The 15,501-nt window shown below is 69.1% G+C and carries 12 protein-coding genes; 10 read left to right on the top strand and 2 right to left on the bottom strand.

Annotated elements, in window-relative coordinates; genetic code table 11:
* Positions 1 to 94: 94 nt before the first annotated feature.
* On the bottom strand, positions 95 to 4,810 hold the full coding sequence (gltB, locus tag ACLBYB_RS04305) for a glutamate synthase large subunit (protein WP_447697964.1): 4,716 nt from the start codon (positions 4,808 to 4,810) through the stop codon (positions 95 to 97).
* Between the two features lie 630 nt (positions 4,811 to 5,440).
* Here gltB and ACLBYB_RS04310 point away from each other — a divergent pair.
* Positions 5,441 to 6,220 carry a hypothetical protein gene (locus tag ACLBYB_RS04310; RefSeq protein WP_447697965.1) on the top strand — a complete coding sequence of 260 codons (780 nt, stop codon included), beginning with the start codon at positions 5,441 to 5,443 and terminating at the stop codon, positions 6,218 to 6,220.
* 23 nt (positions 6,221 to 6,243) lie between these two features.
* On the opposite strand, the gene fdhD is transcribed toward ACLBYB_RS04310, so the two are convergent.
* Positions 6,244 to 7,017, bottom strand: a complete 774-nt coding sequence (gene fdhD / locus ACLBYB_RS04315) for a formate dehydrogenase accessory sulfurtransferase FdhD (RefSeq protein WP_447698145.1) — start codon at positions 7,015 to 7,017, stop codon at positions 6,244 to 6,246.
* 370 nt (positions 7,018 to 7,387) lie between these two features.
* Here fdhD and coxB point away from each other — a divergent pair, with 370 nt between their 5' ends.
* From coxB to sfnG, 9 genes are all read left to right on the top strand, one after another.
* Positions 7,388 to 8,227 (top strand): cytochrome c oxidase subunit II, encoded by an 840-nt coding sequence (gene coxB, locus ACLBYB_RS04320; protein WP_447697966.1) that lies wholly within the window; start codon positions 7,388 to 7,390, stop codon positions 8,225 to 8,227.
* A gap of 50 nt (positions 8,228 to 8,277) precedes the next feature.
* Positions 8,278 to 9,906 carry a cytochrome c oxidase subunit I gene (gene ctaD, locus ACLBYB_RS04325; RefSeq protein WP_020091411.1) on the top strand — a complete coding sequence of 543 codons (1,629 nt, stop codon included), beginning with the start codon at positions 8,278 to 8,280 and terminating at the stop codon, positions 9,904 to 9,906.
* A 215-nt stretch (positions 9,907 to 10,121) separates the two neighbouring features.
* On the top strand, positions 10,122 to 11,072 hold the full coding sequence (locus ACLBYB_RS04330; protein ID WP_020091410.1) for a heme o synthase: 951 nt from the start codon (positions 10,122 to 10,124) through the stop codon (positions 11,070 to 11,072).
* Between the two features lie 5 nt (positions 11,073 to 11,077).
* Complete coding sequence (locus ACLBYB_RS04335) at positions 11,078 to 11,242, top strand: hypothetical protein (protein WP_056522038.1); 165 nt, start codon at positions 11,078 to 11,080, stop codon at positions 11,240 to 11,242.
* 10 nt (positions 11,243 to 11,252) lie between these two features.
* Positions 11,253 to 11,864, top strand: a complete 612-nt coding sequence (locus ACLBYB_RS04340) for a cytochrome c oxidase assembly protein (RefSeq protein WP_447697967.1) — start codon at positions 11,253 to 11,255, stop codon at positions 11,862 to 11,864.
* A 147-nt stretch (positions 11,865 to 12,011) separates the two neighbouring features.
* On the top strand, positions 12,012 to 12,875 hold the full coding sequence (locus ACLBYB_RS04345; RefSeq protein ID WP_427507563.1) for a cytochrome c oxidase subunit 3: 864 nt from the start codon (positions 12,012 to 12,014) through the stop codon (positions 12,873 to 12,875).
* 150 nt (positions 12,876 to 13,025) lie between these two features.
* Positions 13,026 to 13,400, top strand: a complete 375-nt coding sequence (locus ACLBYB_RS04350; RefSeq protein ID WP_026604660.1) for a DUF983 domain-containing protein — start codon at positions 13,026 to 13,028, stop codon at positions 13,398 to 13,400.
* Positions 13,397 to 14,161, top strand: coding sequence for an SURF1 family protein (locus ACLBYB_RS04355; RefSeq protein ID WP_447697968.1), 765 nt, complete (start codon positions 13,397 to 13,399; stop codon positions 14,159 to 14,161). The genes ACLBYB_RS04350 and ACLBYB_RS04355 overlap by 4 nt, the downstream gene beginning before the upstream one ends.
* Before the next feature lie 212 nt (positions 14,162 to 14,373).
* Positions 14,374 to 15,489, top strand: coding sequence for a dimethylsulfone monooxygenase SfnG (gene sfnG, locus ACLBYB_RS04360; RefSeq protein WP_447697969.1), 1,116 nt, complete (start codon positions 14,374 to 14,376; stop codon positions 15,487 to 15,489).
* Positions 15,490 to 15,501: the final 12 nt, after the last annotated feature.

A 15,501-nucleotide genomic window follows, 5' to 3' on the forward strand; every position in this document is an offset into this window, starting at 1 on the left:
CCCTGGGCCGGCCAGTCTCTGACTGCGCTGCCCGCGTCGTCGTCTCGTGTGGGTGCGTGACCGGGCGGGAGCCCGCCCGGTCTCAGGAAGCCGCCTACTCGGCGGCCACCGGCATCCGCGCCATCTCCATCTCGCGCAGCGCCCGGCGGTACTCCACCGGCATCACCTTCACGAACTTGGTGCGGTAGCCGCTCCAGTCGTCGAGGATCGCCTTGGCGCGGGGGCTGCCCGTGTACTTGAGATGGTTGGTGATGAGCTGCGTCAGCCGCTCCTCGTCGTGCCCGGACATGTCGGCCAGGATGTCGACCCGCCCCTTGGTCTCCAGGTCGCCGTCCTGATGGAAGCGACGCATTAGGTCGTCCTCCTCCTCGACCGGCTCCAGGTCGACCATCGACAGGTTGCAGCGCGCCGAGAACGAGCCGTCCTCGTCGAGCACGTAGGCGATGCCGCCCGACATGCCGGCCGCGAAGTTGCGCCCGGTCTCGCCGATCGACACGACCACGCCACCGGTCATGTACTCGCAGCCATGGTCGCCCATGCCCTCGACCACCGTGATCGCGCCGGAATTCCGCACGGCGAAGCGCTCGCCCGCGGAGCCGCGGATGTAACACTCGCCCGCGATCGCCCCGTACAGCACGGTGTTGCCGACCATGATCGTCCGGTCCTGCGGCGACTTCAGCGCGTCGCTCGGCCGGATGATCAGCTTGCCGCCCGACAGGCCCTTGCCGACGTAGTCGTTGCCGTGGCCGGTCAGCTCGACGGTCACGCCGGCCGCCACCCAGGCGCCGAAGCTCTGGCCCGCCGTGCCGGCGAGCTTCACCACGATCGTGTCGTCGGGCAGGCCCTCGTGGCCGTGCGCCTTGGCGACCATGCCGGAGAGCATCGCGCCCGCCGCCCGGTCCGAGTTCCGGATGGTGTCGGCGATGACCACCGGCTCGCCGGTCTCGATCGCGTGCTGCGCCTTCTCGATGAGGCGCCGGTCGAGCACCGTGTCGATCGGGTGGTGCTGCACCTCCACGTGGCGGATCGCCGTGCCCTCGGCCACCTTCGGCCGGTGGAACAGCTTGGTGAAGTCGAGCCCGCGCGCCTTCCAGTGAGCGATGGCCTCGACCTTGTCGAGCACGTCGGACCGGCCGACCGCCTCCTCCAGCTTCGTGAAGCCGAGCGAGGCGAGGATCTCCCGCACCTCCTCGGCCACGAAGAAGAAGTAGTTCACCACGTGCTCCGGCGTGCCCTTGAAGCGCTTGCGCAGCACCGGATCCTGGGTGGCGACGCCCACCGGGCAGGTGTTCAGGTGGCACTTGCGCATCATGATGCAGCCGGCCGCGATCAGCGGGGCCGTCGAGAAGCCCATCTGGTCGGCGCCGAGCAGCGCCGCGATCATCACGTCGCGCCCGGTCCGGATGCCGCCGTCGGCCTGAAGGGCGACGCGGCCGCGCAGACCGTTCAGCACCAGCGTCTGCTGGGTCTCGGCCAGCCCGGTCTCCCAGGGTCCGCCCGCGTGCTTGAGCGAGGTCAGCGGCGCCGCGCCGGTGCCGCCGTCGAAGCCCGAGATCGTGATGTGGTCGGCCCGCGCCTTGGCGACACCGGCCGCGACCGTGCCGACGCCAACCTCGGAGACGAGCTTCACCGACACGTCCGCCGACGGGTTCACGTTCTTCAGGTCGAAGATCAGCTGGGCCAGATCCTCGATCGAGTAGATGTCGTGGTGCGGCGGCGGCGAGATCAGGCCCACCCCCGGGGTGGCGTAGCGGACCTTGGCGATCTTGGCGTCGACCTTGTGGCCGGGCAGCTGGCCGCCCTCGCCGGGCTTGGCGCCCTGCGCGACCTTGATCTGCATCATGTCGGAATTGACGAGGTACTCCGTCGTGACGCCGAAGCGGCCGGAGGCGACCTGCTTGATCGCGGACCGGCGCGAGCGCCCGTCCGGCAGCGGCTTGAACCGCTCGACCTCCTCGCCGCCCTCGCCCGAGTTCGATCGCCCGCCGAACGAGTTCAGCGCGATGGCGAGGGTCTCGTGCGCCTCCTTGGAGATGGAGCCGTACGACATGGCGCCCGTGGCGAAGCGCTTGACGATCTCGGAGGCCGGCTCGACCGAGTCCAGCGGGACCGGCGCGCGACCGAGCTCGGCGGCGGACTTGATGCGGAACAGGCCGCGGAGCGTCTTCAGCTGGTGCTCCTGGCGGTTCACCAGCTCGGCGTATTCGCGGTAGCGCTCCGGCACGTTGAGGCGCACCGCGTGCTGCAGCGTCGCCACCGTGTCGGGCGTCCAGGTGTGGGTCTCGCCGCGCAGGCGGTAGGCGTACTCGCCGCCGACATCCAGGGCGTTCCGGTAGACCGGCGCGTCGCCGAAGGCGTCGCGGTGTCGGCGCGCGGTCTCCTCGGCGATCTCCGCCATGCCGACGCCCTCGATGGTCGTCGCCGTGCCGAAGAAGTCGCGGCCGACGAAGGTCGAGTTCAGGCCGACCGCGTCGAAGATCTGCGCGCCGCAATAGGACTGGTAGGTGGAGATGCCCATTTTGGACATCACCTTCAGCAGGCCCTTATCGATCGCCTTGATGTAGCGGTAGATGATCTCGTCGTCGGTGAGGTCCGGCGGGAACTCGTCCTTCATGTCGAGCAGCGTCTCGAAGGCGAGGTACGGGTTCACCGCCTCGGCGCCGTAGCCGGCGAGACAGGCGAAGTGGTGCACCTCGCGCGGCTCGCCCGACTCGACCACGAGGCCGACCGAGGTCCGGAGCCCCTTGCGGATCAGGTAATTGTGCACGGACGCCGTGGCCAGCAGCGCCGGGATCGGGATCCGATCCGGCCCGACCGCCCGGTCGGTGAGCACGATGATGTTGTAGCCGCCGCGCACCGCCGCCTCGGCGCGGTCGCAGAGGCGGTCGAGCGCCCCGTCCATGGCCGCCGCGCCGGTCTCGGCCGGGTAGGTCATGTCGAGGGTCTTGGTGTCGAACCGATCCTCGAAATGGCCGATCGAGCGGATCTTCTCTAGATCGGCGTTGGTGAGGATCGGCTGGCGGACCTCCAGGCGCTTGCGCCGGGACGCGCCCTCCATGTCGAGCAGGTTCGGCCGCGGCCCGATGAACGAGACGAGGCTCATCACGGCCTCCTCGCGGATCGGGTCGATCGGCGGGTTCGTGACCTGCGCGAAGTTCTGCTTGAAGTAGGTGTAGAGCAGCTTCGACTTCTCGGAGAGGGCCGAGAGCGGCGTGTCCGTGCCCATGGAGCCGACCGCCTCCTGGCCGGTGACGGCCATGGGCTGCATCAGCAGCTTGAGATCCTCCTGCGTGTAGCCGAAGGCCTGCTGGCGATCGAGCAGGCTCACGTCGCCGCGGGACTCGCGCGGCTGAACCGGTCGCAGGTCCTCCAGGACGATCTGGGTGTTCTTCACCCAGTCGGCGTAGGGATGCGCGGCGGCGAGCTCGCCCTTGATCTCCTCGTCGGAGACGATTCGGCCCTTCTGCAGGTCGATCAGCAGCATGCGGCCCGGCTGCAGGCGCCAGGACTGGACGATCTTCTCGTCCGGGATCGGCAGGGTGCCCATCTCGGAGGCGAGCACCACGAGGCCGTCGTCGGTGACGATGTAGCGCGCCGGGCGCAGGCCGTTGCGGTCGAGGGTGGCGCCGATCTGGCGGCCGTCGGTGAAGGCCACGGCGGCGGGACCGTCCCACGGCTCCATGAGTGCGGCGTGGTACTCGTAGAAGGCGCGCCGCTCCTCGCTCATGAGCGGGTTGCCGGCCCAGGCCTCCGGGATGAGCATCATCATCGCGTGGGCCAGCGGGTAGCCGCCCTGCACGAGGAACTCGAGGGCGTTGTCGAAGCAGGCCGTGTCGGATTGGCCCTCGTAGGAGATCGGCCAAAGCTTCGAGATGTCGTTGCCGAACAGGTCGGAATCGACGCTCGCCTGGCGGGCCGCCATCCAGTTGACGTTGCCGCGCAGCGTGTTGATCTCGCCGTTATGCGCGACCATCCGGTAGGGGTGCGAGAGCCGCCAGGTCGGGAAGGTGTTGGTGGCGAAGCGCTGGTGAACGAGGGCGATCGCCGAGACGAAGCGGTCGTCCTTCAGGTCCAGGAAGTAGCCGCCGAGCTGCGTGACCAGCACCATGCCCTTGTAGACGATGGTCCGGGTCGACACGGAGACCGGGTAGAACTCCTTCACCCGCGGATCGTCGAGGCCGTAGACCTTGTTGGAGATCACCTTGCGGGCGACGTAGACCCGGCGCTCGAACGCGTCCTGGTCGGTGACCGAGGCGGGCCGGCCGATGAAGACCTGACGGTGGTGCGGCTCGGTCGCCTTCACGGCGTCGCCGAGATCCTCCGGGTCCACCGGCACGTCGCGCCAGCCGAGGAGCGGCAGGCCCTCGGCCGCCAGGGACGATTCGACGATCTCCTGGATGATCGCCCGCGGCTCCTCCGCCTTCGGCATGAAGAACTGCCCGATGGCGTACGAGCCCGCCGGCGGCAGCTCGAAACCGAGGCGCGAGCACTCCTCGGCGAAGAAGCCGTGCGGGATCTGCGTGAGGATGCCGCAGCCGTCGCCCATCTTGGGATCGGCGCCCACCGCGCCGCGATGATCGAGGTTCTCCAGGATCTTCAGGCCCTGCTCGACGATCGCGTGGGTCCGGCGGTCGTGCATGTCGGCGATGAAGCCGACGCCGCAGGCGTCGCGCTCGCGGGCCGGATCGTAGGAACCCTGGGCTTTCGGAAAGGCGGGGTCGCGCACGATGAGCGGCATCGCGCCGCCGCGGGGGGCGGCAGCCTGGGCCGTGGACGCAGCAAACTCTTCGGCGGGTCTGCGTTGTGACATGCTTCGTCTCGTCCTTCCCTCGAACCCGTCCGCAGCCAAGAACCCGCGAGCATGTTTCATGCCCGCAAGCCGTCGGCGCCACGCGCCCGGCCTCTTGCCGCAGGCCATCCGGCCGGTCCGGGAGGACACGTCCGTCGGCCTGCGTTCATCGAGGACCCGGACCGCTCGGAGAGCGGTGCGCTGGCGCGCCCGTGTCCGTCTGCCGAAACTTCTCGCCCGCGCGCGAGACGGCGACGGCCGGGATGCACGGCCGATGGGACAGTTGTGCTGTCCTAAGTCGCGAAACTGCCAGATTGAAATGTTTTCAGCAAGAGACTGCAGGCCGCGACGGTGTCGCCGCTCTGGATGACGGGCCGCGACCCGCTCCGCGCCTCCGCAATCTCGCCCGAATCGCGGGTTCTACGGGTCGTGCCGAGCACAAGCGGCATGCGGGGCAACGACCTCGCCGGCATGGTCGAGGTCCGGGTCTACCGGCCCGGACCATGCCGGAACCGGACACGAACCGGACACTCTGCCGGGTCTCCAAACCCAGAACGCACAAGAGTGACGATGACGAGCAGAGCCGCTGCGCGCCTTCCACGCCCGATGAGCCGGACGCTTCGCGCCGCGTGCCTGTCGGCGCTCGCTCTCTTGGGCGCATCGGGCGGGGCGCGCGCGCAATTCGCCTTCGAGGAAGAGGTCCTTCCGCCTCGCGTCGTCGCTTGGCGCCTCGCAGATCGCGGGTTCAGCGGCCTGAGCCGCCCGCGCTTCGACGGGCGGGTCTACGTGGTCGACGCCGTCGGTCCCGCCGGCGCGTCCGTCCGGCTGTTCGTCGATCCCATGACGGGCGGGATCGTGGGCCGCCGGCCGATCGGTGCGCCCGAGACCGTCGCTCGGCTGGAGCGACCCGCACCGGGCTTCGGCTGGACCGAGGACGAGGTCGTGCCCCGCCGCGCGATGCGGCCGGTCCCGTCCGAGGACGGTCCGGTGGCGCGGCCCCAGCGCCGGCTGGGCACCGAGGCCCTGCGGCCCGAGGCCAATCCCGAAGGCGTGAATCCCGACAGCGTCGGCCGGACCGCTCCGCCCAACGCTCCGCCAAAGCGGGTCGCGCGCGGGGCGCTCGCCCGGACGCCGGAGCTGAAGCCGCCGCCCCGCACGTCTCCCGAGGCACCGGCCCCCAAGCTCCCGCCGGCCGATACGGCCAAGGCGGATCCGAACGCCGGTCCCGCGCCCGAGACCAAGGCGGCGGCGATCGAGAAGGCCCCGGCCCCGGTTCCCGCTGCGCGACCCGCCGCGCCGTCGAAGCCGGCCGACGCCGCCGTGGCCGAGACGGCCAAGCCGGCCGCGAAGGATTGGAAGGATCCGCCAACGGACAAGAAGCCGGTTCGGGTGATCGGCGGCGCGACCATCGTCCCGGGCCAGGCCGAGTAAATTGGGCGGACGGGACCGGCGCGTCACGCGCCGTCCGTCAGCCGCTCGGCTCCCGTAAAAACCGTCACGGTGTCGGCCCGCGCGATGGCGCAGAGCGTCATGCCGTAGGACCGGGCTCGGTCGAGGGCCAGCGACGTCGGCGCCGAGATGGCGACGATCACGGCCGCGCCGAGCCGCGCGGCCTTCTCGACCATCTCGAACGAGCAGCGGCTGGTGATGACCAGGAAGCCCGAGTCCGCGGGCGTCCCGGTCCGCATCAGGGTGCCGATCAGCTTGTCCAGCGCGTTGTGGCGGCCGACATCCTCGCGCACCGCCGCGAGGCCGCCGTCGAGGCGCGCCCAGGCCGCGGCGTGGACCGCGCGCGTCTCCGCGCCGAGGCGCTGGGCGCTGTCGAGATTCGACAGGGCGCGGGCGATGGCGGGCAGCCCGACCCGGACCTCGGAGTCCGCCCGCTCCCCGGCCCGCGGCAGTTGCGCCAAGTCCTCGATGCCGCAGACCCCGCAGCCGGTGCGGCCGCTGATGGCGCGCTTGCGCGCCAGATGCTCGCGGAGCCGGCCCGGCGCGAGATCGACGTGGAGGCGCAGACCGTCCGACGCCGTCTCCACCCGGGTCGCGCGGATCTCCTCCGCGCTGTCGACGATGCCCTCCGTCAGGCTGAAGCCGTAGGCGAAATCCTCGAGGTCGGCGGGCGTCGCCATCATCACGGCGTGCGGCACGCTGCCGTAGACGAGGTTGACCGGCGCCTCGACGGCCAGCGCCCGCGTGTCCGGCCTCGGCGCCGAGCCCATATAGGTCATCACCTGCATCGGCGCCGGCACTGCGCAGGGGAGAGGACCGGAGGTGGGGCTGCCGGTTTGGGTGGACATCTCGAACTCCGCAGGCGTGGCACGAACGCGTCGCGACGCTTCATCCCCGGCGCGACGCGACGGGGAACGATTTCGCCGGCCCCTAGTGCGCCGACGCCACGAGGCGCCGTCAACTGGCGGGAAAGCGCGCGATGCGACGCTTGTGCGGTTGCACGTGGCCGGCCCTTGTGGTCTGAAGCGCCGGTCGGATAATGCCGGGTGACACAACCGGTACTCCGTCACGTCGGTACAATCCCGCACGCGTTCAAGACGGGGAGGTCCGGCGGCAGCCAGACAGTTTCAGGGGAGCCACGAGAGGCAGATGCGGACGGTGCGGACGATCAACCGGTCACTCTGGAGCCTCGCCGCTCTCGGCGCCCTGCTCTTCCCGATATCCGGCGCGCAGGCCGCGGGCTTCGGTCAGCCCGTGCCGTGGGAGATGGACCGGCAGATCCCGGTCACCGAGAACGCGCGCGACATCCTGAACTTCGAGATCGGCCTGCACTGGCTGTCCCTCGCCATCTCGGTGTTCGTCCTCGGGCTCATCCTGTGGTGCGTCTACCGCTTCGGCGAGAAGCGGAACCCGACCCCGTCCCGAACCACGCACAACACCGCCATCGAGGTCGCCTGGACGATCGTGCCGGTGCTGATCCTGGTCGCCGTGGCGATCCCGTCCTTCCGCCTGCTGCGCACGCAGCTCTCGGACCCGAAGGCCGACATGATCGTCAAGGTCGTCGGCCACGCCTGGTACTGGTCCTACGAGTACCCGCAGACCGAGGCCGGCGGCGGCTTCACGTTCGATGCCAACATCGACGAGGACAAGCAGCCGCGCCTGCTGCAGACCGACAACGAGATGGTCGTTCCGGTCAACAAGATCGTGAAGATCCAGGTCACCGCCGCCGACGTGCTGCATTCCTGGGCGATTCCGGCCTTCGGCTTCAAGATCGACGCCGTCCCCGGCCGCCTGAACCAGATGTGGTTCAAGGCCGACAAGGAGGGCACCTTCCACGGCCAGTGCTCCGAGCTGTGCGGCCAGCGCCACGCCTACATGCCCATCGTGGTCCGCGTGGTCAGCGAGCAGGCCTACGCCGACTGGCTGAAGGAGGCGAAGACCAAGTACGCCCGCATCGACAACGGCACGAGCTTCGCCGAGGCCCGCTGAGCCCCGGCTGATCGAACAGACCCCATCAGATCCACAAGGCATTCGAATCCATGGCTACAGCCGCAGCCCATGCCGGGGCCCATGAGGTCCACGACCACAAGCCGTCGTTCTTCGCCCGCTGGTTCCTGTCGACGAACCACAAGGACATCGGCACCCTCTACCTGCTGTTCGCCTTCTGCGCCGGAATCATCGGCGCGTTCCTCTCCTTCGGCATCCGGATGGAGATGGAGGCGCCCGGCCTGCAGTATTTCTCGAACCCCGCGACCTACAACGTGTTCGTCACGGGCCACGGGCTCATCATGGTGTTCTTCATGGTGATGCCGGCGCTGATCGGCGGCTTCGGCAACTGGTTCGTGCCCCTCATGATCGGCGCGCCCGACATGGCGTTCCCGCGCATGAACAACATCTCGTTCTGGCTGACGGTGGCGGGCTTCTGCTCCCTGCTCTGCTCGCTGTTCGTCGAGGGCGCGCCCGGCGCGTCCGGCGCCGGCACCGGCTGGACCGTCTACCCGCCGCTCTCCACCGCCGGCCATCCCGGCCCGGCCGTCGACTTCGCGATCTTCGCGCTGCACCTGTCGGGCGCGGGCTCCATCCTCGGCGCGATCAACTTCATCACCACGATCCTGAACATGCGCGCCCCGGGCATGACGCTGCACAAGATGCCGCTCTTCGCCTGGGCCGAGCTGGTCACCGCGTTCCTGCTGCTGCTCTCGCTGCCGGTGCTCGCGGGCGCCATCACGATGCTGCTGACCGACCGCAACTTCGGCACGACCTTCTTCGACCCGGCCGGCGGCGGTGACCCGATCCTGTACCAGCACCTATTCTGGTTCTTCGGTCACCCCGAAGTGTACATCATGATCCTGCCGGCCTTCGGCATCGTGTCGCACATCATCGCCACGTTCTCGCGCAAGCCCGTCTTCGGCTACCTCGCGATGGCCTACGCCATGGTGGCGATCGGCGTCGTCGGCTTCGTCGTGTGGGCGCACCACATGTACACGGTCGGCCTGTCGCTGCAGACGCAGTCCTACTTCGTGTTCGCCACGATGGTGATCGCGGTCCCGACCGGCGTGAAGATCTTCTCGTGGATCGCCACCATGTGGGGCGGCTCCATCCGCTTCACCGCCGCCATGCACTGGGCGGTGGGCTTCATCTTCCTGTTCACGGTCGGCGGCGTCACCGGCGTCGTGCTGGCCAACTCGGCGGTCGATAAGTACCTGCACGACACCTACTACGTGGTCGCGCACTTCCACTACGTGCTGTCCCTCGGGGCCGTGTTCATCATCTTCGCCGGTGTCTACTACTGGTTCCCGAAGATGACCGGTCACATCATCCCCGAGTGGGCCGGCAAGCTGCACTTCTGGCTGGCCTTCATCGGCGCGAACGTCCTGTTCTTCCCGATGCACTTCCTGGGCCTCGCCGGCATGCCGCGCCGCTACGCCGACTACCCGGACGCGTTCGCCCAGTGGCACAAGGTGTCGACCTACGGCGGCCACATCTTCGCGCTCGGCATGTTCGTGTTCGTGATCGGCGTCATCCTCGCCTTCCGCTCGAAGGAGCGGGCCGCGGACAACCCGTGGGGCGAAGGCGCCACCACCCTCGAGTGGACGCTCTCCTCCCCGCCCCCGTTCCACCAGTTCGAGACGCTGCCCCGCATCGTCGACGAGCCGGGCGCGCACTGATAGACACCCCGCGAGGGCCGCGTCCGCGGCCCTCGCCCTTCCCCGGAGGCCGGTCGGCCGACCTCCCGGCAAGGGCGAGCGATGAGGGCGATCCGCACGGGCCGAGGGAGAAGTCCCGGGCCCCGCTCACGCCGATCCTTGGAACACGTCGAATTCGAGACACGACTCGGCCGTGACGCGCGCGGCCGGGCGCCGACACAGCAGCGGCAGACGCGATGACGAGCCTGACGAACACGATCGGACCGGACGTTCCGGCCCCGGCCCTCACGACCGCCGGCGGCGACGTTCCGGACTACTTCGCCCTGCTGAAGCCGCGGGTGATGGTCCTCGTGATCTTCACCGCACTGGTCGGAATGGTGGTCTCGCAGGGCCACGTGCAGCCGGCCATCGGCGCGATCTCGCTCCTCGCCATCGCGGTCGGCGCCGGTGCGTCCGGCTGCCTCAACATGTGGTGGGACGCCGACATCGACGCGGTCATGAGTCGGACCGCCACCCGGCCGATCCCGTCGGGCCGGATCACCTCCCAGGAGGCACTGGGCTTCGGACTGTTCCTCTCGGTCGCCTCCGTGGTGGTGCTCGGGCTCGCCGCCAATCTCCTGGCGGCCGCGCTCCTCGCCTTCACCATCGTGTTCTACGCCGTGGTTTACTCGATGTGGCTGAAGCGGGCGACCGCGCAGAACATCGTCATCGGCGGCGCCGCCGGAGCCCTGCCGCCTGTCATCGGGCAGGCGGTGGTGACCGGGTCGGTCGGCGTCGAGTCGCTGATCCTGTTCGCCATCATCTTCATCTGGACCCCGCCGCACTTCTGGGCGCTGGCCCTGATCAAGGCCGACGAGTACGCCCGCGCCGGCATCCCGATGATGCCGAACGTCGCCGGCCCCGCCTCCACCCGCCGCCAGATCGTGTGGTACTCGCTGCTGCTCGCCCCCCTCGGCCTCGTCCCGGTGGCTCTCGGCTTCGGTGGCCTCGTCTACGCTGTGGTCGGCCTCGTCGGCGGCCTGGGCATGGTGGCCTTCAGCATCCGCGTGCTGCGGAACCGCGAGGGCGATGCCGAGCGGCGCGCCGCCATGGGCATGTTCGGCTTCTCGATCCTCTACCTGTTCGCGCTGTTCTCGGCGCTCCTGGCCGAGCAGAGCTTCGGCCTGTTCCGCCCGGTCCTGGGTTGAGCGCCATGGCGGATCCCGAGATCCAGTACCCGCCGCTCACGCCCGAGCAGGAGGCGCGCCGCCGCAAGCGCTCGATCGCGATCGCGCTGGCGCTGGGAGCCTGGGTCCTGCTGTTCTTCGTGCTGACGATCGTCAAGCTCGGCCCTCAGATCCTGACCCGGCCGCTCTGAGGCGCCTGCGATGACCGTTCCTCCATCAGGATCGAACCGGGCCGCGACGCGCACCGCCCTCGCCTGCGCGGGTCTCGCCGTAGGCATGATCGGCCTCGCCTTCGCGTCGGTGCCGCTCTACGACGCCTTCTGCAAGGCGACCGGCTACGACGGCACGCCCCGGCAGGGACCGGCGCTCTCGGCCTCCGCGGCGCGGACCGACGACAGCATGATCGTCCATTTCGACACGAACGTCGCGCCTGGGCTGCCCTGGAAGTTCATCCCGGAAGTGCGCAGCGTCGAGGCGAAGCTCGGCGAAACGAAGACGGTCTTCTTCCGCGTGCAGAACACCGGCAGCGCGCCCTCCGCGGGTGTGGCGACCTTCAACGTCCAGCCGGGTCTGATGGGCGGCTACTTCGTCAAGATCGCGTGCTTCTGCTTCAACGAGCAGACGCTCCAGCCGGGCGAGACGCTGGACGTGCCGGTGGTGTTCTACGTCGATCCGGCCGTTCGCGACGACTCCAACACCGCGCATCTCTCGGAGATGACGCTGTCCTACACCTACTTCGCCTCCAAGAACGGTGAACCCGTGAAGGCGGCGGTGGCGAGATCGTCTTCCTCGGGAACGAAGGGCGATTTCTGATCGCGGACCCGTGACAACACGGGGCCGCAGCGACTAAAGCTGCCAGCAAGCTTGGGCGTGGTGCGTGCCGCGCCCGGCCTAGGGCAGGCAACGAACAGCGTAAGGCCGGGAACGGCGCAGGGCGCGAGGGTGAGGAGCGACGGGACGATGGCCGAGGCGCACGCCAAGAATCACGACTACCACATCCTGAATCCGAGCCCGTGGCCGTTGATCGGGGCTTTCTCGGGCTTCCTCATGGCGTTCGGCGCCGTGTTCTGGATGAAGAGCCTCACGATCGGCACCCTGGCCCCCGGTCCCTACATCTTCGGGGCCGGCACGATCGGCGTTCTCTACACCATGTACTCGTGGTGGAAGGACGTCGCGCACGAGGCCAATTCCGGCGACCATACCCGTGTGGTCCAGCTTCACCACCGCTACGGCATGATGATGTTCATCGCCTCCGAGGTGATGTTCTTCGTCGCGTGGTTCTGGGCCTACTTCGAGGCCGCCCTCTACACCGCCGACCCGATCCAGGTCTCGCGCGTGGAGTTCACCGGCGGTGTCTGGCCGCCGAAGGGCATCGAGGCGTTCGATCCCTGGCACCTGCCGCTCCTGAACACGCTGATCCTGCTGACCTCGGGCACCACCGTCACCTGGGCGCACCACGCGCTGATCGAGGGCGACCGCAAGGGCCTGAAGTACGGCCTGTGGCTGACGATCATCCTCGGCGTTCTGTTCACCGCCTGCCAGGCCTACGAGTACAGCCACGCCGAGTTCGGCTTCTCGGGCAGCATCTACTCGTCGACCTTCTTCATGGCGACGGGCTTCCACGGCGCCCACGTCATCATCGGCACCATCTTCCTGGCGGTGTGCCTGTTCCGCGTCTACGCGGGCCAGTTCACCCCGCGTCAGCACCTCGGCTTCGAGTTCGCCGCTTGGTACTGGCACTTCGTGGATGTCGTGTGGCTGTTTCTGTTCGCCGCCATCTACGTGTGGGGTTCGGGGGTCTTCCACGGCGGTGGCGCTCACTGAGCGGAACCATCCCGTCGCCGCATGGCGGATCTGCGAAGGGCGGCTCAGGCCGCCCTTCTGCGTTTCCGACGCCGCGCGAACCCCGTATCGACGAGAGCGGCCCGCGCGCGGGTCGATGGGTCCCGCACGGAACAGGTCTGGAGTGTGCCCGTGAACAACCGAACCTACTCGCCGCCGCCGCCGATCCCGACCGGCCTGCGCGGCCGGTGCCCGCGCTGCGGCGAGGGTCACCTGTTCAAAGGGTTCCTGAGCCTGCGCCCCTCCTGCGAGGCGTGCGGGCTCGACTACGCGCATTTCGACTCCGCGGACGGGCCGGCCTTCTTCGTGATGTCGATCGTCGGCCTGATCGTGGTCGGTCTCGCCCTCTGGCTGGAGATCACCTACGAGCCGCCGATCTGGGTCCACGCCCTGGTGGCCCTGACCCTCTCGGTCGGGCTCAGCCTGATCCTGGTGCGGCCCCTCAAGGGCCTGCTGATCGCCCTGCAGTTCAGCAACCGGGCGGAGCAAGGGCGCTTCGAGCCGTGACCGCGAGCGGACCGCACCGCGCTGGCTGGCGCGACCTGGTCGCGCCGGGGCTCGCCTCGCTGGTTGCCCTGGCCATCCTGCTGGGGCTGGGGACTTGGCAGCTCGAGCGCAGGGCCTGGAAGGAAGACCTGATCGCCAGGATCGTGCGTCAGAGCCGCGCGGAGCCGGTGGCGCCGCCGACCGCGGCGGCCTGGGATCCGGCGCGCGACGAGTTCCGGCACGTCCGGGTCAGCGGTCAGTTCCTCAACGACCGGGAAACCCTCGTGCACGGGCTGGCGCCCGGCGAGACGCCGGGCCGCGCCCTGCAGGGCTACTACGTGCTCACGCCGTTCCGCCGGGACGACGGGAGCATGGTGATCATCAACCGGGGTTTCGTCCCCACGGAGCTGAAGGCGCAGAGCGATCGCCGGGACGGCCTGATCGACGGGTCGACGACGGTCACCGGCATCCTCCGCGCGAGCGAGGCCCGGGGGATGTTCGTGCCGGAACCGGATCCCGCCCGCGGGGAGTGGTTCAACCGGGACATCGCCGGCATCGCGGCGGCGCGCGGCCTCGGAACGGTCGAGCCCTACCTGATCGAGGCCGACGCCGTTCCCGGGCAGACGACGTGGCCGCGCGGCGGCCAGCTCCGGGTCGATCTGCCGAACAACCACCTGCAATACGCATTCACGTGGTTCGGCCTCGCCGCCTGCCTGATCGGCGTGTTCTCGGTCTTCGCGTGGCGCCGCCTGCACGATTCGCCCGCGGCCCGCGCCGCCTAGGACAAAGCCGCGCGCGCAGGATCTCGGCGAAGAAAAGTCTCGCCGAGATCGGCTGAAAAACGGCAACCCGTTCCTTTGACCGACGGCCATCGCCCCGGAATACTTTCGGTGTTCTTGAGCGATCGGCCGCGTTCTGCATAGTGTATTCAGTTCGCGGCGATCATCCGAAGACGACACGGCGCCCAACCGCCGTGCAACTGAGGTAACGCCGGATGACCAGCCATCTCGCCGACGCGGCGGCGCGCGAGCCGATCCGCTTCGCCTACTGGGTGCCCAACGTCTCCGGGGGGCTTGTCATCAGCAAGATCCCCCAGCGCACGAGCTGGGATGCCGATTACAATCGGAAGCTGGCGCAGATCGCCGAGGAGGCGGGATTCGATTACGGGCTGACGCAGATCCGGTTCACCGCGGGCTACGGCGCCGAGTACCAGCACGAATCGGTCGCCTTCAGCCACGCCCTGCTGGCCGCGACCACCAAGCTCAAGGTGATCGCCGCGCTCCTGCCCGGTCCCTGGCATCCGACCCTCGCCGCCAAGCAGATCGCCACGATCTCGCAGCTCACCGAAGGCCGCATCGCGGTGAACATCGTCTCGGGCTGGTTCTCGGGCGAGTTCCGGGCGATCGGCGAGCCCTGGCTCGACCACGACGAGCGGTACCGCCGGTCGGAGGAGTTCATACGGAGCCTGCGCGGGATCTGGACGCAGGACAGCTTCACCTTCCGCGGCGACTTCTACCGCTACAGCGATTACACGCTGAAGCCGAAGCCGGCCCAGCCGCTGCCCGAGATCTTCCAGGGCGGCTCGTCGCGCGCCGCGCGCGACATGGCGACCCGCGTGTCGGACTGGTACTTCACGAATGGCGGCACGCCGGAGACGATTTGCGCCCAGGTGGACGATATCCGCGCCAAGTCGGCCGAGACCGGCAATCATCCCCGGATCGGCGTCAACGCCTTCGTCATCGCCCGCGACACCGAGGAGGAGGCCCGCGCCGTCCTTCAGGAGATCATCGACAACGCCGACCCGGACGCCGTGAAGGCCTTCGGTCACGAGGTCAAGAATGCCGGCAAGGCCTCGCCGGAAGGGGAAGGCAACTGGGCCAAGTCGAGCTTCGAGGATCTCGTCCAGTACAACGACGGCTTCAAGACCGACCTGATCGGCACGCCCGACCAGATCGCCGAGCGGATCCTGGCGCTGAAGGATGCGGGAGCGGACCTCGCCCTGCTGGCCTTCCTGCATTTCCAAGAGGACGTCGCGTATTTCGGCGCGCACGTGATCCCGCGGGTCCGCGCCCTCGAGGCCGCCCGCGACCGGCGCGCCGAGGCCGCCTGAGCGCCGCCCGCC

This window comes from Methylobacterium sp. D54C, assembly GCF_053345595.1.